Origin of the sequence: Citrobacter sp. Cpo103 (assembly GCF_030332605.1) — a bacterium.
GTDB lineage: Bacteria > Pseudomonadota > Gammaproteobacteria > Enterobacterales > Enterobacteriaceae > Citrobacter > Citrobacter portucalensis.
Genome location: NZ_JAOWHO010000021.1, coordinates 218,643 through 239,689 on the forward strand (window position 1 = coordinate 218,643; position 21,047 = coordinate 239,689).

Consider the following 21,047-nt stretch of genomic DNA (forward strand, 5'->3'; position numbering starts at 1 on the left):
TCAGTCACCTGTATTTACTGCCTATTCTTCAGCATTATCGATTACAGTTACTGTCTGAATATCAGGATGTTACTTATCGTTGAGTCTGGGTAAGGTAATGGCTCAGCCCGTCAGCGGTGGGACGTTGGCGTACCAGCCTTGAGAGGAGTGCTGATTGCCTCTTGATAAGGAGACTTATGCAATTTCTTCACAAACGAATGCACCTGAATGCAGGTGATGTCGTTGTTGTTGACTGCTCGCACCAGTGCAACATCCTTCTCACTACCGACAGTAACTTCAATAGTTATAAAAATAACCGGGGTTTTCATCATCATGGTGGTGGTGGTTTCTTCGAGAGACTTCCGACCCGGTTGGTTGCGCCTCAGCCTGCAGGGCCAAGAGATATCTCAGATGAGATTAGGGACATGCTTCATTAATTATTTTAGTAATATCTGCGGCTAACTTATTCAGCCAACCTGAATTAATCCGAATGCCAGCCATCACATTTGCAGATGTGGTGGCTTTTTTATTTCGCTTATGTCTTTTCATTTTTTCCCTTTTTTGTATCGCCCCTTTCAGGCCGGCCTTCGGTGTGCGCGGTGGCATATTCACTCCGATAAAAATATTGAGCATTATCGCAGGCACTCAGTAATTCCTGCTGTAATACCCGTCGTGATGACCATTAAAAAAGCCACTCGAAAGTGGCCTTTGTGATGGCAATAAAAAACCGCCCGTAGGCGGTTATATTCAGCAGGTCGCATGTTATCTGTGAATGACAAACAGCGATTTACATTTAGGGCAAAGTAACGCCTGTTGTTGGCGTACTTTCGTGGTCGAGTGTGTGGATTTATGTCCGCATATCGGGCACATGACAGTCGTATTGGCTGCAAGCCCAACACGCTGCATTGCATAATCGAAAAATGACATGGTGGTTAACCTTTCAATGAATGGGGCTTATTATACCATGCATAGCTCAATTATTAATCAATCATCATCGCATGCTTGATGCCATTTAACTTTGTCGCAGGCACTCAGTGAATGTCTGCTGTAATGCCTGCTCAGCCAAGTTGAAGCACACCGTGTTCTTTTGAATCAGAGAATGCAACAAACCCAGTGTATTCGGGGATAGTGTTCCGTCATCAGCATCAAATGCTGAAATGGTTGCGTGAAGAATCAAAAATGCTCCAAATCCCGCGCCGCTGCTGCCCCTCGATGGTCAGAATCGTCAAGGAGGACCCGTTAAAAGGTAAGCAGAAAATCTGTGGTTAGAAGTGAAGGCTTTGACAACGTTCTAAATTTTATGACAGAAATAAAAAAGCATTACCTTTCAAGATAATGCTTTTTCACTCGAACTGAGTCTTATAACAATTAGATTAATGTGATTTTAATATCATAGCTTTCAAGCCCAGTCATTTTTTCACGAGCATTAAACTGGATATCGGAAACTTCTTTTCCTGTCTTTTTTTTGAGTTCAATAATTTTTTTTGTGATGAATTCAGAAATATCCGCTTCAGTTTTTCTTTTTAAATCTTCGACGTTCATTGTTTACCTCTCTTGATCTCTAACGTATCAACGCCAGGCATGTTACATTCCCCGTAGAGCACTTGTATAAGCGCTGATATGTTTAAAAGATAGAATAGAAAGACTCAATTATCAATAGTTTGCAGTACAATCTTCATGCAAAAGAGCTCGCGACCACACAAACCACTGTACTAAAATCCGGGTCGGTCACGAAACAACCAGATCTCATTTCAAAAGCTTCGAGGCTGCCTCGAGGATCTCTTCTGAACTGACATCACGATCAGAGGCTACATAAACTATTTTATGGTCTCCTGTCAGAGATGGAAATCCCGCTGACATCACGGGTAGGTGTGCTTTTTCCCCATTGGGAAACTCACGCATTATCGTAGTAATACCTTTCATTACGGTTACAACAACTGCTGGTTCTGCATTAAAAAAAACGATGACTTTTTTCATAATTTTACCGTGATGTCTCTTACAGAGATTGTCGGTTCAGCATACAAAAAAGGCTCCATAAGGAGCCTGAAATTTATTTTCTGAATTCTAACGAAGACTGACCAGAACGAATGTACAGTGCAATATTATCAAATGTAATCATTGTTGATTTGCAAAAAATACATTTTGCTCCGAAAGGATTTTTTTCAGTAACATCAAAGTTTGACGTTCGGTACTGAGATCCGTGGCAACACGGACATCTGAAGTGAATATTATTAGTAATAACAGTTACCTTATACAGCCACGACATTAACTGCCGTGGGGCCTTTAGGTCCCTGTTCAACACTAAATTCAACTTCCTGATTCTCATTCAACGTCTTGAAATCATTACTCTGGATAGCAGAGAAGTGAACAAACACATCTTTACTACCATCTTTTGGAGTGATAAAACCAAAACCTTTTTCAGGATTAAACCATTTAACTAAACCAGTCATTTTATTAGACATAAACATTACCTTTATTGAGTAAGCCCTTGGGCAGAATGGTCCGAAAAAAAATTATCAGAGAGAAAAGCTAACAAGGAAATCTCAACAGGAACAAGGAATAAAATTATTACAGCGACTGCTTCAGATAAATTCGTTACAAACCAGACATTCATTAACGCATGATTAACCAGACATAGCAAGGTTTAGTTTTGTAAGTAAATCTCAGTGGGTTTTGATCTTAAAAATTAATTTAAATAGCTTAAATCGAAAATTATGTCATGCTGCGTAAGACCTTTATCTATCACCCTAAGTTGTCAGGGATTTTGACTCAAGGAAGAGTCGTATTTCCTTCATAGTAAAAATTCACAAATTTATCCACGAAAACCGTCAACATCTTAATTTATAGAGCTATTATTTTTCCTCTACGGTTCATTGTTAGTATTTTTACGGACTCATAAATCCGCTCACATGTCATTCCTGCTCGGTAGTTTTCATCAGCGCGTTCAGCATGGTATCGAGCTTCTTCTGCCAGGCTTCCTGGCATGTCTACGAGCATTGTGGTGTCATGGCGGATGGAAAGTTATGTTGATTCGTTAGTTATCGAGCTGTAGAACGCTATGCTCTAGCGACTCGGAATAGGCAATCAGCCCGGTGTACTCAGGGATAACCTCGCCATCATCCGCTTCGAACTCAGGGATTGTTCCGGTAGTGATGGTATATTGTGGCTGGCCATCTTCTTTTGCGAAGGCAGCCAGGTCTTCAATCTGCTTAGCTGTAAGAACTACTGTAATGCTCATTCCTCAGTTGTTAAAAAGCCCCGCTATTGCGAGGCTTGATTGATTATGGCTAACGACTACATCGTAACGGTTATAAAAGAAGCTATTAGCCAACATGTGGTGTATGGTTGTTAACCGCCCACCAGGACAATCAACATGTCGATACTCAAAGATATCAAGATGCGTACTTTACGCCATGTGAAAAGTACTTGTCCTCATTGCTCCCGCCAGTCAAAGCACAGTCTGTCGAGAATAAAAAACAATATAACGTTAATTTGCCCCTTCTGTGGAAACATCTATCTTCCATCGGAAAGCAAACCAATAAAGTAACTGATTGACTACCAAATAAAACTCATACTCTCAGAATGTGGCAAAGCAGACATAACCTTTTATTGTTGTTCTCATTTAAGAGAATGTAACACCCAGAGTGGAGAGGTTTTTTTTCTTCTCCACAATACGGCGATCAAGTTCAGCCACTGCATGCGGGCGTATGGCATCAAGAAAGGCGTTATCCTGATAGGTAGACTGGATTGTCACACCAAGTCCGGCACCACTTTCCAGTATGCTTTTCTGAAGTTGTAGTTCTTTTATATCGTTATTGAGGTAATACGCTTCACTTAGGTTTTCTGCGTTCATCTTCTAACCCTGTTGTTGTTTGACTGCCTCACTGAGTCGTAAATGCGCTCACACGTCATTCCTGCCCGGTAGCTTTCGTCAGATCGCTCAGCATAATATCGAGCTTCTTCTGCAAGGCGTCCGAGCATGTCGGCGAGCACTGCGGCGTCGGCTCCGGCTGTTTTGCTTCTGACGGCAGTGGCAAGATCTGCGGTGTGCTTTGCGGCGTCCAGGCGAGTGGCAAGCTTTGTTGCTTCGGTACGCAGCTGGTTAACAGTGGCAGACAGGCCAGCAGCAGTGGCAGCGGATTTAGCGGCTTGTGCTTGTGCATCTTTTACAGCCTCATCACGGGCAATAATACGCCCTTGTTCAATCATGCGAGCGGCGGTCTGTGCGTTCGCTGTTTGCGATGATTCTACGCTGTCACGCTCGGCCCACTTCTTTTCCCAACCGCGGCTGCTCCATACACTACCCGCGAAGAATGCAACGGCCACCAGCAACAAAATAACAATGAACTGATAGCGCAGGCTCACTGGTCTATCCCCCAGCACGTCAACGCGCTTTCCTGGTCTCGCCGTTCAACCTGACCATAGCAACCGTTCTTCTGCCCTTTGGTCAGACGACAATCGCGACCACCGTCTTTTATCCACCAGCGGATCGCTTCACAGGCACCTTCACGGTCGCCAGCATTTATTCGCTTATAGAACGTAGATGGGAAACATTTTCCGGGACCGATGTTATATGGGCAGAAAGACGCGATCCCGGCTTTCTGTGGTTCGGTCAGTGGTACTTTGATATTTCGGTCAACCCACGCCAGTGCCTTATCACGCTCAATGGCGTTTACCTGATCGCATTTCTCAGCAGACAGCTTCATGCCCTGAACTACTGGCTTACCATCAACCATCGTGGCGCCACGGCAAATAGTCCAGATGCCGGAGCCATCCTTGTATGCGGTCAGACTGTTGCCTTCTTTCTCATCCAGAAACTGATCGAGAATCACGGGCGCGGAAGCCCCCGCAAGAATTAAACCAACGACCGCTGCACTCAGTTTATTCTTCAGCTTTGGTGGCATAGCCATTGCGCCGATCCTCCCGTTCTTTCCAGCGGAAATACCAGTTCACTGCACAGGTGATAACGGTGCATGCGATACCGACAATAATTGCCCAGTCGCTCAGGCTTAACCCTGCAATTCTGTCGGCCAACATCCAGGACACCTCTTTTGCTGTTTTAGCTGTTTCGGCATATGCCTTCGCTGATACACCGCAGCCGGCAAGCGTGGTTCCTGATCCATATGAAAGTCTGCTGTAAATGGTGCTCATTCTGGTCATAGCCTCACCTCCGATTTTTCGGATGGCGCTGTGTGTGATGAAAAGGTCAGGCTTCACGGGCTGGATTTATCAACAAAGCACGTAGCGGATGATTCCCGTGAGCCTGAAATAGAAAAGGCCACGCAAATGCGCAGCCTGTAACCAGAAATCAATATTGTCTTTACATCAATTTTTCTTAAGGTTAAATTCTTCTGACAAGTTGATGAAAGACAACTTGAATATTAGCTATTTGTTCTCTGTTATGCCCGCAACCCAATGCGGGCTTTTTTTCGCCCTGCTAAAAGTTCCACCGTTGTGAGCCTTTTTGCTATGCAATAATGGATGCGTGGTGCCGGGTGTCTCCCGGTGATCCTTTGGCTGACAACCCATGCCTCACGAACATTTCACAACGGGATATAGAAAAGGCCGTGCATTTGCATAGCCCTGAAAGATGTTTATGCTTTATTAATTCGCTGGAATATCTGGCATGGCGCGATCCATAGAAGAGCTAATTAACGCCTTAATAGCGTTGCATACCTGATAAAATCCACCCAGCTGAGATGAGACAGAAAAACGGGAGACGTCGTCTCCTGAGCCTACTTCAGCATAAAATGATGAGTTCTCATACCAGAGTGAGATGCTTACGCCCTGCCTGTAGCCACCTGTTAGCGGAGAATCATCAAGAGTGGTTGCAATCACGAAATTCAAGTGGTAACGGCTGTCCATATTGAGTTGGGGGATTAAGACAGGAAAGAACTTCCCCTCCTCCTCCCAAATACCAATGTCCACATAAGGCCATCTTGTTCCGTCAGAACCAGTCCACTCACGAGATGTAAGATCAAGAGAACCTGAATACTCTCGTAGTAGTTCGCTCGCCTTCTCCTGAAGTTTATCCTGTAACTTCCATTGCGCCTCGACCAGTTTAGTGCGTTTTTCTTTCAGATCCTTAAATGTTAATTCCATGCCACTCTCCAGACAACTTTTGAAAGGAATCTGCATAGTAACTCACCCTGAAAGCACATGGTTATATTTCACTTACACTGAGTGCGAAAAACAAAAACCCCACCATTTCTGGCAGGGCTTCGATTGTTAAGCTGTGTGTCGAAGTGACCACTCTTAACACGTTACATCACTTTTTGCGGACCGCGCTAATGATCTTCTCAATTATTTATAGTATTTTTCGTCCGTTTATCAGAAATTCTCATCGGATTGATAATGACTACAGAAGATAAGAAGAAAACTCGTCGCGTAAGAGTTGGCTTTTTCACTGGAAATGGAAGTAAAAAAGACGGTCTGTCTACAGCGAAACTTGCATTCGAGCAAATGACAAACACGACTCCGATTACATTCCCTTTAGTGGTGACAGCAGAAACCCAAAACCGCGGTTTAAAACTTGTCATTCTTGAAAAGGATGATAAGCAGCAGAGTTATTTTGGGTATGTCTCGTGGAGGCGTGATTGTCTCTTACCTTTTATCGAGGATGGCACCACAGGAAGCGAGCGAACGATACCGCTTAGCGATAAAGATTCAGTAGTAGAACGGACATATTTTATTTACTACTTTGAAACAGATTTACTAGCAATGACTCTCAACCATTTAGGCCCCAAAGTGAATGATTTATCTTTCATTTTGTACAACAAGACACAAATGAAAAATGTTACATTCGAGGCTATCTGGAAGCACGAGAGCATGAAGGAACTTCTTGAAGATGGGAACATCCTTCGCAGTTTTGACCTCACTGTCGCAGCGCCAAGAAATTTCAATAAAGCTAATTATCAGATTAAGAATGACCTTACTAATGACATCATTGATATGGTGGTTGGTATGGGCGGTTCACACCTGAGACTTAACATGCGCGGTCGCATTCGTCCCAAAAGAGCAGGCTTCAACTATCTTAAATCATCAGTTACTGATGCTATTAAAGAACTGCTTGAACTATTCCCCAAAGGCTCTGGCGGGCTAAACATCAAGAAAATTGATGTAACAGAACCATCAGATACAGCGCCAAAAAGCCTACTTGATCAAGTGCTCATAGGCTCGAAAACTATAGTAGTAAAAAGCGGCTATCCTTCTGATTCTGATATCAGGACGGCGATGATATCTGCTAAAATTGATAATGCAAATTACCTTGCACAGTATGAGCTTGCAAAAAAAAACCAGTAACGCAAAAGGGAGGACAAAATGAGAGAATTTCTAACTCTTTTTTGGAAAGTGGTCCTCTTAGTTCTGATTACTTATGCAGCGACAAAACTGTTTAAGCCTATGAAACATGCTGATGTGTTAACTACAGCAGGTGTGCTTTCGACAATTTCAGGAATTCTTTTTGGGTTTGTTCTCGCCGCTATATCTATATTCAGTAGCGCAGATAGTGACAAAGATGGGGCCATTAACGCCCTCAAAAGGAATAATATATTACCAACATTGATAAATCGCTTGCTATCAACAGGGTTGACGCTGATTTTGGCCTGCTTGTTTCCACTGATCGCTATGTTCTTACCAGAGGATGTTAAGGTCTTTGCTCAACCAATTGATTTTTTATTTCTCCTGTTAGGATTGTCTTCGCTGCTCCTTTCACTTTGCACATTTGGTAGGTGTTGGTTAGTGCTGCGTAGAATTTTCCCTCACTTGTAACATTAGGCCCCTACACGGGGCATAATGTTAACAATTAGTTATTCATCCATATCAAGCCTTACATCCAACATTGAAAGGCAGCCATCAATAAACCCCTCAGCCATCTGTATCTCGATCCGTATCAATTTCTCATCTTTTTTACGCACTTTTGCGATCTTCCTCTTGGATATTCCATACAGATAGTGAGCTACAAGCAGTGAATGCTCATATGGTTTCCGGCTTTTCAATCGCGCCAGGCAACCTTCGATGATCAGCGCATCATCGTCAGTACATGACGGTCGGGATCTACCTGTTTGCGGCAACAGCCCCTTAAATCCTGCAGCTATAGGAGAATAGTCCACGCCAGAACTATCACTGGCAGCCCACCCGCCCCATCTTTCAAGTAACATTTGAATATCACGCATCACTTTTCTCCATACACTTAAGCTTTCGCAATTACACCGATCGCCAGCGCCCGATCCATAAAACGCAGTAGCAGCTCAAGCTGCGTACCATGCTTCTGCTCGAATGCCGGTACATCGGCGTGTAACTCGTCGTGGCACTCTCTGCACAGAGGGATCACGAAGAGGTCATGGGCTTTTGTTGCTGTACCACCCATACCGTGCCCTACGATATGGTGCGGATCATCTGCTGGCCGTCGGCAACACTCACAGGGTTGTGTTTTAACCCAGCGGGTGTACGTCTCATTTATCCAGCGGCGACGTTTTGGCCTGAGCATAAAAGACTCTGGAGACTCCGGATCAACAGAGAGCGTGAGGATCTTCTTCGCCTTCTCCTGCACGAGTCTGGTTGCTGACGAGGAAGGCACTATGTCGCTTTCCCTCATGACAGAACGGATCTTCTCATCCGGAAGGCGCAGCCCTTTGTGCGCAACGCTTTCCGGAATAACATCAGCTAGGTCGTTTCTGACCATCCACCAGCACAGTTCCGGAAGCGTCAGGATATGCGACTCGGGAAAACCAGAATCACGCCGAATGACTTCCAGAATCCAGGATACCAGGTTTCCTGCCGCTATACCTGCAAGCTGTTCGGTATGCTGCCCCGACAAAGTGTGATCGCAATGCCAGCACAGGCGAATGCTTCCTGGTGGGTGCCGCATTGTTGTGAAGTTCTTGTCGTGCCATGATGAATGTGGCCACTGGCATTCAAACCGGGTACTCAACCATTGCTCAAGGGAAGGAAGCCCACCGGCACGCTGAATAACCCGCTCATTCCCGAAGACCTGCCGCATTACCGGATCATCAGCCAGCGGCTGAATGGCTGCCGGAACAGCCCCAGTACTGAATGACGACATTTCTTCTGGTTCAGGCTCGAGCAGAACGCGACCACGCATGAAGAGGTGCATCAGTTCCGCACCAGGACGGAACAGCACAATCCCCATACGATGGGCGATCTCGGGGGTAAGCAGAGCTCTCACGCGACCTGCCCCCTGGCAATGTGTTCTGCCCACAGTCCACCAATCCAGCGCACGCCTTTCGGCGTGAAACGTGCCTGGCTGAATGCATGGTTTGAGGTTACGGATGTGCCGGTTTTCACTTCAAAACGGCCCGCATCAATATGCTGATGCCGTGGGGTCATCGTTCCGCCAAGGCGATACATGATGTCGTTCTCAAGGAGGAATAACCGCAGATCGGGCTCTTTGGCCTTAAGCAGTTTTGCCACCTGGCGGAATGACATTGACCCACTGGCTGTACAGTACCGATCAACAAACGCTACCTTCGGCGCCGCGGCAGCCAGTTCGTTAGTCAACTGCTGTTTTTGTTCTGCAAGGTCAGCTGCAAGACGTAGGGCTTCAGAGAATGATTGAGGAATCGTCTGCTGCTGTGCCTGCTCAAGCTCCTGCCAGCGATCAACCAGACGCGCGGTAAACTCCGGCGACAGCTGCGCGACAACGATATAACTGTCCCGCTTCCCTATCAGATAAACCGATACCGACTGATTGAGGTGATTTTTAACTTCCCCCATTGGGGGGAGTTCAATAACACCGCGCTCTGCCAGGCGTTCAATGGACCGTTTAACATGGTCATGTCGTGATTCCACCAGCTCAGCAATATCGCTGCTGGACATGGTTAATGCTGTTGTTGCTAATTGGCTCATACTTTTCTCCATATCAGGCGGCTGCACCCGCCGGTTCATATCTGCTGATCGTTATCTCTACCCGACCTTTCGGCACTACGGGTCCCCATTCCACCAGCATGCGCTTAATCTGGCTGTCGTCTTCCCAGACACCCGCATGCGTCAGCGCGTCAAACAGGGCTTTGTTGTAATTATCGATATCCCGGCGGCGCGCATCCGGCGGGTACAGAGTGATTTCTACCGCTGCCAGTTCAGTCGATGGCTTCGGGAGACGTCGTAATTGCTCAATGATCGCCACGCAGGCAGCGCTCTGGTATTTACGGCCATCAGCGCTAATGAGGTGACGACCGGCCAGCGGCCCCTTGTTAGGGGCGCGCCAGTAAGTGTTCACGCTCGGAGGAAAAGGCAGGACCAGTTTCACGCAGCCTCTCCCCGCATAATGCGAACAAGTTCAGAAGCAGCAGTAATGATTTCGCTGGTGGCAGTCCGCTCCAGCCAGAGTTGATTGATATTGGCTTTCAGCTTGTGTTGCAGTGACTCATCCAGCATGTCAGCACCATCCACCTGGTCGAATACAATTCTAACCTCCAGCGGCCAGATACGGGACTCGGGAAGCGGATCCGATACTGGTTTAGCTTTCTCACGAATGTGCATGCGGATCTGGCGAATATTGGACCAACTGGAAACATCCAGGCTTCCCATGGCTGCAATGAAGTCAGTGCTGTTCATGCCATATTCACCGGATGCTTCAAGGGCAACAGTGCGAATACGTTCCGACATATCCAGGCGCACAGCAGCGTCATCGAATTCAATCGACAACAGCCACTCATCCACACCGAACAAAATACTCTCACGAATAAGCAGCTTCGCTTTGTCGATCGTTAAAGGTGATACCTGAGTGAATTCCGGTGCTTCGACAGAATCCGCCGCCCAGGTATGCCCAAACTTCGATTCACTGAATGTGTATTCTTCTTTATCGCCAAACGCAGCTCTAACGCATGCCCACGCCTCGACACCGCTGATAGCAAAAATATCTTTCTGGGTGAGTGGCAACTCTGCTTCTGGCTTATCAGCTGCAGGAGGTCTGGCAGTTACAGGTTGAGACTTGCTGGCAGCAAATTGTGCCAAAGCCATAAACGCCCGCCCTTTTGCCTCCAGTTCTGTGCGGTTGATATAGCTGAACCGCTCGCCACGCCATGACTTATCGAATACAGCTATGGCACCGGCAAAAAACGCGCTGGTGGGTTTCTGTTTTTCGTCAGCAGGTACAAACCACACAGGCAGATCGAACCCAATGCGCCCGCGAATGAATACAATGTGATCGGCATCTTCCGGCCACCACGTTTCACTCGGCGCGGCTTTTATCAGGAATACATAGCGACCGCCCTTCTCGCGCTGGGCTGCTGCGTAGTTCATGATGTGCGTCATGCCGGTGATCGCCTGCTTCTCGTGGTACTGCGAACGGCTATACGGTGGGTTGCCATAGCCAGCGCCACCCAGTTCAGCCAGACGTTCAGACCAGTCCTGCGTCAGCGCGTTATCTTCGGCGGTGTACCATGCCGGGCATTTCGCGTTGTCGTCGTCAGCAAACAAATCCAGAACTAATGGACCAAATAGCGCGTTGATCCCCCAAAAAAGCAGATCCGGTGTCCGCCACTGATCGCCAACTTCTTTCAATTCGTGGGCTGGTTGGCTACGCAGTGCCGACAGCGCTAGGCAATATTTATTTGTCATCATGAACGGAACCCCGAATTTTCTGGCAGTGAGTAATCAACACTCTGGAAGTTTGCGCGGCTGGCTGAGTTAGTCTCCCATTTGCCGTTAACTCGTTCAGGCCGCCCAGCACTGGACCATTTGGTCGCGCTTTGCAGGTAACCAGGGAAGTTTTTTGGAATAAACAGAGTTGCCGGGCGGAGATATTGCGCCTGCTCGCTATCACGCCAATCGGCATTTTTGTAATCCACCACAAGGCACAGATCATCAACCGTGAATTGTTCCCGAAGACGGGCGCGAATATTCTCCAGCGACGTGCTGCATACCTGGTAGCGTGAGCCAGTAGTCTGATTCAGGTAAGACAAAACCTGTCTGGCCTGATCAGTAATCACAACCTCAGGGTCGGGTTGCGCCGCAACCGGACAAGAGGGTTTTGAAGTTACTTGTGGATCTTGTTTTGATTTTACTGACGGATCCCCGCCAGATTCTGACGGGTCAAAACCTCCGTTTTTGCCAGATTTCGACGGGTCAGTTTTTGAGGCGTCAAATTTTGATGCGTCAGATTTTGACGTGTCAGAATCTGACAGTTGAGAAAATGCGGCAGCCTGAAGTTTCGCCACATTCAGTCGGTACACGTTCGAAGCATTACGGTTACCATTACGGCGCTGTGTACGCGTGAGCCAGCCATCTTTTTCAAGCTTTGCGATTGCAGTTCTGATCGTGCTCGGCCCTGCGCCAAGCTGGCGAGCAATAGTTTCAATGGACGGCCAGCACACGCCCTCATCGCTGCTGAAATCAGCGAGACGGGCCATGATCGCAACACTTGACAACTTCATGCCCGACGCCGCGCAACCATCCCATACGTAGCCGGTTAATTTAGTGCTCATGATCGTCCGTTATCTCCCTGAACTTTTGCCTGAAATGCTCAAGTGGGCTGAAGCATTCGTGTGGGTAGCCATCACGCAGATAGATAACGCGCTGTGTTTCTGGCTCCCAGCGGATAACACGGACTGGCACTCCGCGGTGGTCTTTGAACCTTCGGTTAAGTTCGCGCACAGGCTTTTTGTCCTCCGGTTGTAGACCCCCACAATTGAAACCGCCCTACTGTGGTTACACGGAACCCAGCGGTTTGATAATCTGCGTTCATACCGAAACAACGGAGTACCCGAAACCGGGATCATCCAGGGTTGCGGTAGACGGTTAAAAGCCGTTAAACTGCTCATGCGGATTATTTCTCCATACTCGAAGAGTTGTTCGCCAAGGCGCCCGGAGCTGCACACTCGCGGGCGTCACTCTTTTCAGCGACACAAAAAACTCGATAAAGAAGCGTTATGTGCTCCTGGAACTTCGCGATAACCTGATAGCTGTTTTCCTCAATCTGAGCACGCTCATCTGCGTCAATTACCCCATCAGCCGTGGCTTTACGTACAAAATTCGAATGACGGCCTATCCATTCGATGGACTCCATCAGGCGCTGATTTATATCGGCGTTATCCAGATCATCGACATCTGCCAGCGGTACAAATACGCCCTGAGAATGGCGCGCAACGGCATCAGCGATATGGGTTGAACCACCAGCACGTTGTAAAACCATTGCCCAGCCCAGCGGGAAGATCTGGTCGCCATCAATACGAAGGCGGTTAAACAATGCGTTCTCTGTCACGCCCAACCATTCCGCCGCCTCGGCATAACCGCCATGTAGATCGGTGATCGTTTTTTTTATCGCCGCAACCAGCCAGGCTGGCTGGCGTTCGACTTTCCAAATAGGTTCGTTACCCACAGCTACCCCCTTATTCCTGTGGTTTGAGTTTTACTGAAGCATCGCTACGCTTTTCGTAAAGGTCGGGATGAAAAACCAATTTCCCCCCGGTCCGATAGGCTGCTTCAGCTGCACGCCCTTTTGGGATAAGGCGACCAGTTCTATTACGCCACTGGTAAACAGCCTCGCTTGTGATTCCAAAAAATTCGGCAACCTTCTCAGTACTGCCGAAGTAGTTTTCAATATCATCGGTTGTCATAACGCCTCCTTAGCTAAGTTTGATTAGATATTAATAACCAATCTAACTTTGGTCAATAAAAACTAAGATTGCTTAGCCTTTTAATTTATTTATGGTGTTCAAATGGAAACTGTCGGTCAGCGCATCAAAGCTCTCAGGCGCATAACCAAAACCTCGCAGAAAGAACTGGGTAAGTTCTGCGGTGTTAGTGATGTGGCGGTTGGGTATTGGGAAAAAGACGTTAATGTGCCAGGCGGCGAGTCACTTGCGAAACTTGCGAAGTATTTCAACACATCAATTGATTACATACTTTATGGCACTGAATTTGAAGGCAATCTGATAACCAAGATGCGAAGGATTCCGGTGATATCCTGGGTTCAGGCTGGACAGTTTACAGAATGTAAAGCAGCAGAAGTTTTCAGCGAAGTAGATAAGTGGATAGAGACATCACTCCGGATAGGGGATAGCTCCTTTGCATTGGAGGTTAAAGGTGATTCGATGACAAACCCTAATGGCCTCCCAACAATCCCTGAAGGGGCAACAGTCATAGTAGATCCAGATGCAGAGCCAATTCATGGAAAGATAGTCGTAGCCAGGCTTGATGGGACAAACGAGGCTACTGTAAAAAAACTTGTCATCGATGGGCCTCAAAAGTTCTTAGTTCCCTTAAATCCACGCTATCCAAACATTTCGATTAACGGTAATTGCCTGATCATCGGCGTTGTCAAAGGCGTTCAGTACGAGCTTTAACCCACCTCTAACCCTCCTCTTAACATCAGGCTAAGAATAGTTTGGTGTTTTTTCTTGATCTAAAAGCTAAGTTAAGTTAGATTTTGTTCATCAACAGCGAACAGGCAGGACGCCCACGAAGTAGCCGCCGGTGGCATATGAATAACCGGATGATTCGCGGATGACTGGGAGACAAAAAATGAAGGTTGAATGCCTAGATGATAATGACCAACTGCTCTGGTCTTACGATACCACCAACCAGCAGAACATAACGGATATGTGTTTTTTAAAGGACGGTACACAACAAACAATCATTACCGCCCTTGAGAGTGCATGCACTCAGGCGAAAGGCCAAATACTGCTATCAGATGACGTTAATGGAGTATCTGATATTTGCACGATGACCGGCGGGAAGGGCTAGCACCACATTCCAGAAGCCTGAGTGCGGAACTGCAATATTGGCAGGAAATCGTTCATAGAAACCACCGTAATAGGTGCAACGACCACCACGTTTGTAAGAGCTGTAATTTGAATCGTCCATGAGTAAAACATTTATCTGATGTGAACATTGGACAGTAACAACATTTCCATCATCCATATGTTCTCGGCTATGTATATGTGACATGAATATTCCTTTTTGTTGTAGGGGCTTAAAGGATACCACCACGCCTGATGTGGTTAAAAGCAGGCCAAAGCAATAACAAGTAACTCCCTGTTCTGGCGGCCCGGTGTTTTCCCGTTTGTCCGGTAACCGCCAGCCTTTTTCAGGGCGCAACGACGAGAGCATTGACGAGCAAGGCATAAGTGCTGGTTCGATTCCAGACAGTCCCATTCGGTTGGGAGGGTTGGGCAGGGAAAAGGTTCGTTCGATTCGGACACCGGCAGTGCTCTCTTCGTTGTGGTGAAGTGCAACCCTTAGAGGTAACCAGAAGATAAGCATCTGGCGCCACAACCTTATTGCTGTGTGTAGTCTTGGCGGTACCAGGGTCTTCAACCTTATGCAAGGGGGACGAAGATAATGTTCTACCTCGGTACCGCCCTTTTTACGCAACAGAAAAGGGCATCACCGGGCGACGGGCTCATAACCCAATCCACCCGGGCAAGAGGATGGCGGTTGCAGTCGCCTACAAATGCAGGTGCCCTTCTCTGTTGTGTATGGAGAAAGTTCGGCGGTTGCAGCCGCCTTAACGAGGGTAAAACCATGAGTAATGACCGCATGACCGTAGTGCCAGATTTTCTTGGCGAACTGGATGCCGGCGTGTTCATGAACAAAATCGCGGCAGCACTTAATACCACCGCGCTTGGCGTTCTGAACAACGGCAACAAAGGCAAAGTAGTCCTCACATTTGATTTTGAGCGCATGGGTAATTCCGTTGAAGAGAAGCGCGTCAAGATCAAGCACAAGCTGAACTACAGCACCCCAACACCGCGTGGTAAAGCCTCAGAAGAGGACACAACCGAAACCCCGATGTGGGTCAACAAAGGCGGGAAGCTAACCATCCTGCAGGAAGATCAGGGTCAGCTGTTCGGGATCACTGGCGCGGTGGATGGAAAGCTTAAAGCGGCTCAGTGATCCGCAACAACAAACTCACTGATACCACTTTGATCATCAGTTAATAAGGAATTTTTATGTCTCAGTTAGACAGCGGTACCTTCAAGCAGGTCAAAGACCTGGTTCTTTCCGGTTATCACCTGAATGATATTCATGGCCTGGCTTGCCCGACCGCATTACTGCCAGAGGGTACTGGCGTTGAAAGCCTCGAGCGCTTTTCTCTGGAGCGTTTCCGCTTTCGTGGCGCCATGACCACAACCAGTATTGACGACTTCGCACGTTATTCTAAAGGTTACGCCAGCGACAGTGAGCCAGCTCGTTGCTTTATTGACGCTGACAACATGACCGCCCGTTCAGTGTTCAACATCGGCACCCTGGATAATCCCGGTCACGCCGATAACGTTGCTTCGATCACCCTGAAGAAAACCGCCCCGTTCCGCGCGCTACTGCAGATCGACGGTCAACGTCTGAAGCAAAAGCAAATCGCTGAATGGCTGGAAGACTGGAGCGATTACCTGCTGGCGTTTGATGCTGATGGCAATACGATGCAGATTTCCCAGGCCGCCCAGGCTGTACGCCGTATCACTATCCAGCAGGCAACCCAGCAGGATCATGAAACGGGTGACTTCGCAGGTAAACGTTCACTCATGCAAAGCGTCGAAGCCAGCAGCAAAGATGTCATGCCGGTGGCGTTCGAGTTCAAGTGTGTGCCGTATGAAGGGCTTGGCGAGCGCCGCTTTAGTCTGCGTAACAGCCTGCTGACTGGTGATGAGCCGTGCTTTGTTCTGCGTATCGTCCAACTGGAAGCCCAGGAAGAAGCGATCGCCAACGAATTCCGCGATTTGCTGATCAGCAAGTTCGAAGGTGAATCAGTGGAAACTTTCATCGGTAACTTTAAAGCCTAATTGCTCTGCATTAAATCCCCGGCGCCGCGGGGATTTATTGAAGCGTAATTCCATTAATTATCGCCATCCGGCGAGGAATTCGTGCAACCAAAATCTGCGCGGTGCAGCGTGACAATATGGAGAAAACCATGAGCTACATTCAGACATTATCCGGTAAAAAATTTAACTACCTGACCGCCACAATCGACGATATCGATGTTGAGGATATCGCGACTGCTCTTTCCAACATCTGTCGATTCGCTGGGCATCTGCCAGAGTTCTACAGCGTGGCCCAGCACTCTGTGCTTGTAAGCCAGATTGTGCCGCCAGAGTTCGCCTTTGAAGCGCTGATGCACGACGCTGCGGAGGCATATTGCCAGGATATTCCAGCCCCGCTCAAAGCCTTACTGCCTGACTACCAGCGCATGGAAACTTATATTGATGGTCTTATCCGCTTTAAATTCGGTATCTCTCTTGAACAAGCTGCTGTCGTGAAATATGCCGATCTAACCATGTTAGCCACCGAGCGCCGTGATCTGGAAATCGATGACGGTTCGAAGTGGGAAATTCTCGAAGGTATTCCCTGCTCTGATCTCGTTCAGGTTATCCCTCTCCGTCCTGGTCAAGCCTATGGCCTGTTCATGAACCGCTTTAACGAACTGGCGGAGCTGCGCCAATGCGCCGCATGAAGGTAAAAGAACTCGTTGCGGAGGCTTTTGCCTCCGTTGCTGAACTGCCACCAAAGCATGCACCGCTTATGCGCGAAGTCGCCACAAGACTGGACGCTACGTTCGCAGCATTAAAAGAGTCTCTGGTGCAACTGGAACAGGAACGTAAAGGTAAAACGCCATGACCGTATTTGAATATCTCCAGGCTCATCCGAATACCACCAGCGGTGAAATCGCCAAAGGTATGAACAAAAAGACACCCGCAGTCGCTGGCGCATTATCGCAACTCTATGGCACCGGCCGGATCATGAAGTCTGGTGTTCGCAAAGGCATTCCAACATACCGTGTTAACGATATGCCGTTTGGATGCAGTAACAGCCTAACCATGTTGTTTAATCAGCTATTGAATAGCGCAAGACAGGGAGCAGCCCAATGACAGCACTCAACAAACAGGCGCTGAACTATGACCCCGCTGACCCTGACAAGATGCGGCTACCTGCTGGCGCTACGTGCGGTAACTGCCATCACATCCGGCGCTGTAAAGCCATGTTCGGCCACACTGAATCTGACACATATTGCGATTGGTCACCATCGCGATTTATCGCGGGCATTGGCGTGAAGGGGGAGTGAGATGAAGATGGGTGATCATATGGAGCCGGTAATCGAGCTCCTGGAAGAACTGAACGGTAACGATACTGACGCAAAACTTAAACTTCTTGCTCTGGTTATCTCTGAGTACATGCTTAATGCGGATGTCACCGGTTTTGAAGTTTCTGCCGGGAAAATGAAAGTTTCCGTTGATATCAGCGTGGAGGACTAACCCATGACAACTAACCACCCGGCGAACGGTCCTGTATCACTCGATCGCCTGCACCACATAAGCGAAATACTCAGCAAAGCAGCAGAACAAAGCGATGGCGGTAATCTCGGCTACGCAATGGCTGATGCTGTGAAGGTGATTGATGGGGCTATAGCAGTGTTTGGTGCTGAGCCTGTGCTTTATGCCGCTGAGGAAACTCTGGCTTATGCCAAGATGGGTGAGCTTCATCTTAAGTGCCTGTCTCAGCCAATGGGAGATGCTGTGATTCCGCTTTACGTTCACCGCCAAGCGACTGACGAAATTGGCTCATGGAATAACCACATGAACACGCCTACTGCTCAGGCTGGCAACTCTCCGGTAACTCAGGATGGTTACGTGCTGGTCCCGAAGAAACTAACCGCTGAGAACGGCGCAAAAAGAGTGCTGTCCGGTGAGTTTTCAGAAACGAAATTTATAAACTGCCCAGAGTGTTTTGGTGATGATGATTGCGAAACCTGCGACGGAAGCGGAAGAATTGAAATCACCGTTCCTGTCACATGGACGACCATCAAAGCTATTTGGGCTAAAGGTGTCGAACATTTCGCAGCAGCACCGCAGCAGGAGAATGTATAACGTGAACAATTTAATGATCGACCTCGAATCCATGGGCAAAAAACCGAATGCCCCTATCGTCTCCATTGGTGCCGTGTTTTTCGATCCGCAAAGCGGTGAACTGGGTCAGGAGTTTTACACCGCTGTTAATCTTGAAAGCGCTATGGAGCAGGGAGCGGTGCCGGATGGTGACACTATTCTGTGGTGGTTAAGACAAAGCTCAGAAGCACGATCAGCAATCTGTGTTGATGATGCGATGCCGATATCATCTGCCCTATCTGAACTGAGCCATTTCATTAACCGGCATTCTGATAACCCAAAATATTTAAAGGTTTGGGGCAATGGAGCTACTTTCGACAACGTTATATTGCGCGGCGCATATGAGCGCGCCGGCCAGGTTTGCCCGTGGCAATTTTGGAACGATCACGACGTAAGAACCATCGTCACATTAGGCAGAGTTGTGGGTTTCGATCCTAAGCGAGATATGCCATTCGATGGGGTTGCACATAACGCACTGGCCGATGCCCGCCACCAGGCCAAATACGTTTCAGCAATTTGGCTACGTCTACTGCCCCACCAGCAATAATTTATAAATATGTAAGCCCGGGTGCAGCCGGGCTGTATGGAGAGATAACTATGAGCAATGTTCTACAGTTAGCCCCCAACGAGTGGGTTTGTGAAAGCGTTCTTATCGCGGTTACCGGGCTCAAACCCGGTACCATCCTCCGGGCCAGAAAAGAATGCTGGATGGTTGGGAGGGAGTATATCCACGTATCACCTGATGGGAATCCAAAACCTTCCAGTGAGTGCATGTATAACAGAAAGGCTGTAGATGCCTGGGTCGCCTCAATGAAAAGCAAGCAGCCAGGATGATTTGACGCCATGAAAAAGGTAAGCTCGTATCGCTCTTGGGCGTCTGGAGGTATTAATGGATAAAATCACATATCCAACAGGCGTCGAAAACCACGGTGGCAGTCTGCGCATCTGGTTTAATTTTAAAGGTAAGCGCGTCAGGGAAAACCTCGGTGTCCCTGACACCGCTAAGAACAGGAAGATCGCCGGGGAACTGCGGGTGTCGGTATGCTTTGCCATCCGCACGGGAAGCTTTGATTATGCTGAACGGTTTCCAGATTCACCTAACCTTAAAATTTTTGGGTTGGGCAAGAAAGAAATCACAGTGAAAGAACTCGAAGAGAAGTGGCTGGATCTGAAAAAGATGGAAATCAGCGCGAACGCGCACAAACGGTACGAGTCGGTCGTGGCAGTTGTTGTACCGCTGATCGGGGCTACCCGACTGGTGACAGCGATTGAGAAAGAAGAGTTGCTGTACATCAGGAAAGAGCTTTTGATGGGTTATCAGTGCGCGGCAAAGGGCAGGATCCCTGTTAAGGGCCGGAGCGCGGTCACCGTCAATTACTACATGACGACTATCGCCGGAATGTTCCAGTTCGCCGCCGATAATGGGTACATAAAGGCAAATCCCTTTGATGGAATAAAGCCATTAAAAAGGGCCAGGGTGGAGCCAGATCCGCTCAGCCGTGATGAATTCATCCGTCTGATAGATGCGTGCCGGCATCAGCAGACGAAAAACATGTGGTCACTGGCGGTGTACACAGGTGTTCGTCACGGAGAACTGGTTTCCCTGGCATGGGAAGATATAGACCTTGAAGCGGGTACAATAACAATTCGCCGTAATTATACAAAACTGGGCGAGTTCACACTACCGAAAACGGACGCCAGTACGGATAGATTGATACACCTCATTCAGCCAGCCATCGATGCGTTAAGGAATCAGATGGAAATGACTAGACTCGGGCAGCAGTATCACATCAACGTGCAATTGCGTGAATATGGTCGAACAACGCAGCACAGCTGTACATTTGTCTTTAACCCTAAGATAGTCCGTCGAAGTAAGGATGTGGGGATTATCTACAAGGTGGATTCGTTTGGTGACTCATGGGACGCAGGGCTAAAAAAGGCGGGGATCAGGCATCGAAAAGCTTACCAGTCGCGCCACACTTACGCGTGCTGGTCATTATCTGCTGGTGCAAACCCAAGTTTTATTGCCAGTCAGATGGGGCATGCGAGCGCACAAATGGTGTTCAATGTTTACGGTGCATGGATGGCTGACAGCAGCGCAGAGCAGATCGCAATGCTGAATCAGAAGCTGGCAGATTTTGCCCCATTGATGCCCCATAGGCCACAAACAAACAGCAGAGGACTATTAAAATCAGTCAGTTAACCCAACATACCCGACATGTTAACTGC

General features: G+C 48.0%; 38 protein-coding genes and 1 pseudogene. 16 read left to right on the top strand and 23 right to left on the bottom strand.

Going from position 1 to position 21,047, the window contains the following annotated elements; translation table 11 throughout:
* Positions 1-197 precede the first annotated feature (197 nt).
* Positions 198-416, top strand: a complete 219-nt coding sequence (locus OGX89_RS05300) for a DUF1883 domain-containing protein (protein ID WP_232034713.1) — start codon at positions 198-200, stop codon at positions 414-416.
* Here the strand turns inward: OGX89_RS05300 and OGX89_RS05305 are convergent.
* The 8 genes and pseudogenes from OGX89_RS05305 to OGX89_RS05335 all read right to left on the bottom strand — a co-directional run bounded on the left by OGX89_RS05305 (position 397) and on the right by OGX89_RS05335 (position 3,211).
* Positions 397-624, bottom strand: coding sequence for a hypothetical protein (locus OGX89_RS05305; protein ID WP_088902172.1), 228 nt, complete (start codon positions 622-624; stop codon positions 397-399). The two genes, OGX89_RS05300 and OGX89_RS05305, sit on opposite strands and share 20 nt — an antisense overlap.
* A 117-nt stretch (positions 625-741) precedes the next feature.
* Complete coding sequence (locus OGX89_RS23755; RefSeq protein WP_213090494.1) at positions 742-906, bottom strand: YnfU family zinc-binding protein; 165 nt, start codon at positions 904-906, stop codon at positions 742-744.
* Between the two features lie 441 nt (positions 907-1,347).
* On the bottom strand, positions 1,348-1,521 hold the full coding sequence (locus tag OGX89_RS05310) for a GnsA/GnsB family addiction module toxin (RefSeq protein WP_001100119.1): 174 nt from the start codon (positions 1,519-1,521) through the stop codon (positions 1,348-1,350).
* 204 nt (positions 1,522-1,725) lie between these two features.
* Positions 1,726-1,956, bottom strand: coding sequence for a hypothetical protein (locus tag OGX89_RS05315; RefSeq protein ID WP_000756041.1), 231 nt, complete (start codon positions 1,954-1,956; stop codon positions 1,726-1,728).
* Positions 1,957-2,029: 73 nt separating this feature from the next.
* Positions 2,030-2,218 carry a cold shock small protein YmcF gene (gene ymcF, locus OGX89_RS05320; RefSeq protein ID WP_057069020.1) on the bottom strand — a complete coding sequence of 63 codons (189 nt, stop codon included), beginning with the start codon at positions 2,216-2,218 and terminating at the stop codon, positions 2,030-2,032.
* Between the two features lie 10 nt (positions 2,219-2,228).
* Entirely contained in the window at positions 2,229-2,441 is a 213-nt protein-coding gene (cspG, locus tag OGX89_RS05325; protein WP_000066494.1) for a cold shock protein CspG, read from the bottom strand.
* Between the two features lie 379 nt (positions 2,442-2,820).
* Positions 2,821-2,985 (bottom strand): annotated as a pseudogene (locus OGX89_RS05330) (DUF2514 family protein); the annotation flags it as partial.
* Between the two features lie 28 nt (positions 2,986-3,013).
* The gene (locus tag OGX89_RS05335) at positions 3,014-3,211 is read right to left on the bottom strand and encodes a hypothetical protein (protein ID WP_024174517.1); all 198 of its coding nucleotides are present in this window, start codon (positions 3,209-3,211) and stop codon (positions 3,014-3,016) included.
* A gap of 141 nt (positions 3,212-3,352) precedes the next feature.
* On the opposite strand from OGX89_RS05335, the gene OGX89_RS05340 reads away from it, so the two are divergent.
* A complete protein-coding gene (locus OGX89_RS05340; protein WP_213083834.1) occupies positions 3,353-3,526 on the top strand; it encodes a YnfU family zinc-binding protein in 174 nt (57 codons plus the stop codon).
* Positions 3,527-3,601: 75 nt separating this feature from the next.
* Here the strand turns inward: OGX89_RS05340 and OGX89_RS05345 are convergent, their stop codons facing one another.
* The 5 genes from OGX89_RS05345 to OGX89_RS05365 all read right to left on the bottom strand — a co-directional run bounded on the left by OGX89_RS05345 (position 3,602) and on the right by OGX89_RS05365 (position 6,081).
* Positions 3,602-3,832 carry a hypothetical protein gene (locus OGX89_RS05345; protein ID WP_000990801.1) on the bottom strand — a complete coding sequence of 77 codons (231 nt, stop codon included), beginning with the start codon at positions 3,830-3,832 and terminating at the stop codon, positions 3,602-3,604.
* Positions 3,829-4,344 (bottom strand): DUF2514 domain-containing protein, encoded by a 516-nt coding sequence (locus OGX89_RS05350; protein WP_142710296.1) that lies wholly within the window; start codon positions 4,342-4,344, stop codon positions 3,829-3,831. The genes OGX89_RS05345 and OGX89_RS05350 overlap by 4 nt, the downstream gene beginning before the upstream one ends.
* Positions 4,341-4,889, bottom strand: a complete 549-nt coding sequence (locus OGX89_RS05355; RefSeq protein ID WP_115601849.1) for a lysozyme — start codon at positions 4,887-4,889, stop codon at positions 4,341-4,343. The genes OGX89_RS05350 and OGX89_RS05355 overlap by 4 nt, the downstream gene beginning before the upstream one ends.
* The gene (locus OGX89_RS05360) at positions 4,861-5,139 is read right to left on the bottom strand and encodes a phage holin (protein WP_016150433.1); all 279 of its coding nucleotides are present in this window, start codon (positions 5,137-5,139) and stop codon (positions 4,861-4,863) included. The genes OGX89_RS05355 and OGX89_RS05360 overlap by 29 nt, the downstream gene beginning before the upstream one ends.
* Before the next feature lie 444 nt (positions 5,140-5,583).
* Complete coding sequence (locus OGX89_RS05365; protein ID WP_000423994.1) at positions 5,584-6,081, bottom strand: hypothetical protein; 498 nt, start codon at positions 6,079-6,081, stop codon at positions 5,584-5,586.
* A gap of 252 nt (positions 6,082-6,333) precedes the next feature.
* On the opposite strand from OGX89_RS05365, the gene OGX89_RS05370 reads away from it, so the two are divergent.
* Positions 6,334-7,281, top strand: a complete 948-nt coding sequence (locus OGX89_RS05370; protein WP_125112475.1) for a hypothetical protein — start codon at positions 6,334-6,336, stop codon at positions 7,279-7,281.
* A gap of 18 nt (positions 7,282-7,299) precedes the next feature.
* Complete coding sequence (locus OGX89_RS05375; RefSeq protein ID WP_125112476.1) at positions 7,300-7,749, top strand: hypothetical protein; 450 nt, start codon at positions 7,300-7,302, stop codon at positions 7,747-7,749.
* Between the two features lie 38 nt (positions 7,750-7,787).
* Here OGX89_RS05375 and OGX89_RS05380 read toward each other — a convergent pair whose 3' ends face one another.
* The 9 genes from OGX89_RS05380 to OGX89_RS05420 all read right to left on the bottom strand — a co-directional run bounded on the left by OGX89_RS05380 (position 7,788) and on the right by OGX89_RS05420 (position 13,556).
* A complete protein-coding gene (locus tag OGX89_RS05380; RefSeq protein WP_198579279.1) occupies positions 7,788-8,156 on the bottom strand; it encodes an antiterminator Q family protein in 369 nt (122 codons plus the stop codon).
* A 14-nt stretch (positions 8,157-8,170) separates the two neighbouring features.
* Positions 8,171-9,166: a DUF968 domain-containing protein gene (locus tag OGX89_RS05385; protein ID WP_142710226.1), complete on the bottom strand. Its 996-nt coding sequence runs from the start codon at positions 9,164-9,166 to the stop codon at positions 8,171-8,173.
* On the bottom strand, positions 9,163-9,846 hold the full coding sequence (locus tag OGX89_RS05390; protein WP_142710227.1) for a phage antirepressor KilAC domain-containing protein: 684 nt from the start codon (positions 9,844-9,846) through the stop codon (positions 9,163-9,165). Before OGX89_RS05390 ends, OGX89_RS05385 begins: the two co-directional genes overlap by 4 nt.
* A 13-nt stretch (positions 9,847-9,859) precedes the next feature.
* On the bottom strand, positions 9,860-10,246 hold the full coding sequence (locus OGX89_RS05395; protein ID WP_003034741.1) for a RusA family crossover junction endodeoxyribonuclease: 387 nt from the start codon (positions 10,244-10,246) through the stop codon (positions 9,860-9,862).
* A complete protein-coding gene (locus tag OGX89_RS05400; RefSeq protein WP_166465548.1) occupies positions 10,243-11,562 on the bottom strand; it encodes a phage N-6-adenine-methyltransferase in 1,320 nt (439 codons plus the stop codon). Before OGX89_RS05400 ends, OGX89_RS05395 begins: the two co-directional genes overlap by 4 nt.
* Positions 11,559-12,425: a conserved phage C-terminal domain-containing protein gene (locus OGX89_RS05405; RefSeq protein WP_166465549.1), complete on the bottom strand. Its 867-nt coding sequence runs from the start codon at positions 12,423-12,425 to the stop codon at positions 11,559-11,561. The genes OGX89_RS05400 and OGX89_RS05405 overlap by 4 nt, the downstream gene beginning before the upstream one ends.
* A complete protein-coding gene (locus tag OGX89_RS05410; protein ID WP_003034732.1) occupies positions 12,415-12,594 on the bottom strand; it encodes a DUF4222 domain-containing protein in 180 nt (59 codons plus the stop codon). The genes OGX89_RS05405 and OGX89_RS05410 overlap by 11 nt, the downstream gene beginning before the upstream one ends.
* A gap of 172 nt (positions 12,595-12,766) precedes the next feature.
* A complete protein-coding gene (locus OGX89_RS05415; RefSeq protein ID WP_286560038.1) occupies positions 12,767-13,318 on the bottom strand; it encodes a YmfL family putative regulatory protein in 552 nt (183 codons plus the stop codon).
* A gap of 10 nt (positions 13,319-13,328) precedes the next feature.
* Positions 13,329-13,556 carry a Cro/CI family transcriptional regulator gene (locus OGX89_RS05420; RefSeq protein ID WP_003826141.1) on the bottom strand — a complete coding sequence of 76 codons (228 nt, stop codon included), beginning with the start codon at positions 13,554-13,556 and terminating at the stop codon, positions 13,329-13,331.
* Between the two features lie 102 nt (positions 13,557-13,658).
* Here OGX89_RS05420 and OGX89_RS05425 point away from each other — a divergent pair, with 102 nt between their 5' ends.
* Complete coding sequence (locus OGX89_RS05425; RefSeq protein WP_003826139.1) at positions 13,659-14,285, top strand: LexA family protein; 627 nt, start codon at positions 13,659-13,661, stop codon at positions 14,283-14,285.
* 343 nt (positions 14,286-14,628) lie between these two features.
* On the opposite strand, the gene OGX89_RS23830 is transcribed toward OGX89_RS05425, so the two are convergent.
* Positions 14,629-14,889: a DUF1883 domain-containing protein gene (locus OGX89_RS23830; protein ID WP_003826136.1), complete on the bottom strand. Its 261-nt coding sequence runs from the start codon at positions 14,887-14,889 to the stop codon at positions 14,629-14,631.
* Between the two features lie 576 nt (positions 14,890-15,465).
* Between OGX89_RS23830 and OGX89_RS05435 the strand changes: the two genes are divergently transcribed.
* The 11 genes from OGX89_RS05435 (at position 15,466) to OGX89_RS05485 (ending at position 21,021) form a co-directional block, all read left to right on the top strand.
* Positions 15,466-15,837 carry a YfdP family phage-associated protein gene (locus OGX89_RS05435; RefSeq protein ID WP_001515608.1) on the top strand — a complete coding sequence of 124 codons (372 nt, stop codon included), beginning with the start codon at positions 15,466-15,468 and terminating at the stop codon, positions 15,835-15,837.
* Positions 15,838-15,893: 56 nt separating this feature from the next.
* On the top strand, positions 15,894-16,721 hold the full coding sequence (locus tag OGX89_RS05440; protein ID WP_286560042.1) for a YfdQ family protein: 828 nt from the start codon (positions 15,894-15,896) through the stop codon (positions 16,719-16,721).
* 128 nt (positions 16,722-16,849) lie between these two features.
* Entirely contained in the window at positions 16,850-17,389 is a 540-nt protein-coding gene (locus tag OGX89_RS05445; RefSeq protein ID WP_200042800.1) for an HD family hydrolase, read from the top strand.
* Complete coding sequence (locus OGX89_RS05450; protein ID WP_001253786.1) at positions 17,377-17,553, top strand: hypothetical protein; 177 nt, start codon at positions 17,377-17,379, stop codon at positions 17,551-17,553. Before OGX89_RS05445 ends, OGX89_RS05450 begins: the two co-directional genes overlap by 13 nt.
* A complete protein-coding gene (locus OGX89_RS05455) occupies positions 17,550-17,804 on the top strand; it encodes a hypothetical protein (RefSeq protein ID WP_159137289.1) in 255 nt (84 codons plus the stop codon). Before OGX89_RS05450 ends, OGX89_RS05455 begins: the two co-directional genes overlap by 4 nt.
* Positions 17,801-17,998 carry a hypothetical protein gene (locus OGX89_RS05460; protein WP_094168743.1) on the top strand — a complete coding sequence of 66 codons (198 nt, stop codon included), beginning with the start codon at positions 17,801-17,803 and terminating at the stop codon, positions 17,996-17,998. Before OGX89_RS05455 ends, OGX89_RS05460 begins: the two co-directional genes overlap by 4 nt.
* A gap of 1 nt (position 17,999) precedes the next feature.
* Complete coding sequence (locus OGX89_RS05465; RefSeq protein ID WP_275145831.1) at positions 18,000-18,188, top strand: diguanylate phosphodiesterase; 189 nt, start codon at positions 18,000-18,002, stop codon at positions 18,186-18,188.
* Between the two features lie 3 nt (positions 18,189-18,191).
* Positions 18,192-18,800: a hypothetical protein gene (locus OGX89_RS05470; RefSeq protein WP_286560045.1), complete on the top strand. Its 609-nt coding sequence runs from the start codon at positions 18,192-18,194 to the stop codon at positions 18,798-18,800.
* A 1-nt stretch (position 18,801) separates the two neighbouring features.
* Positions 18,802-19,365 carry a 3'-5' exonuclease gene (locus tag OGX89_RS05475; RefSeq protein WP_286560047.1) on the top strand — a complete coding sequence of 188 codons (564 nt, stop codon included), beginning with the start codon at positions 18,802-18,804 and terminating at the stop codon, positions 19,363-19,365.
* A gap of 50 nt (positions 19,366-19,415) precedes the next feature.
* A complete protein-coding gene (locus OGX89_RS05480; protein ID WP_110497661.1) occupies positions 19,416-19,652 on the top strand; it encodes an excisionase family protein in 237 nt (78 codons plus the stop codon).
* A 55-nt stretch (positions 19,653-19,707) separates the two neighbouring features.
* Positions 19,708-21,021, top strand: coding sequence for a tyrosine-type recombinase/integrase (locus OGX89_RS05485; protein ID WP_286560050.1), 1,314 nt, complete (start codon positions 19,708-19,710; stop codon positions 21,019-21,021).
* Positions 21,022-21,047: the final 26 nt, after the last annotated feature.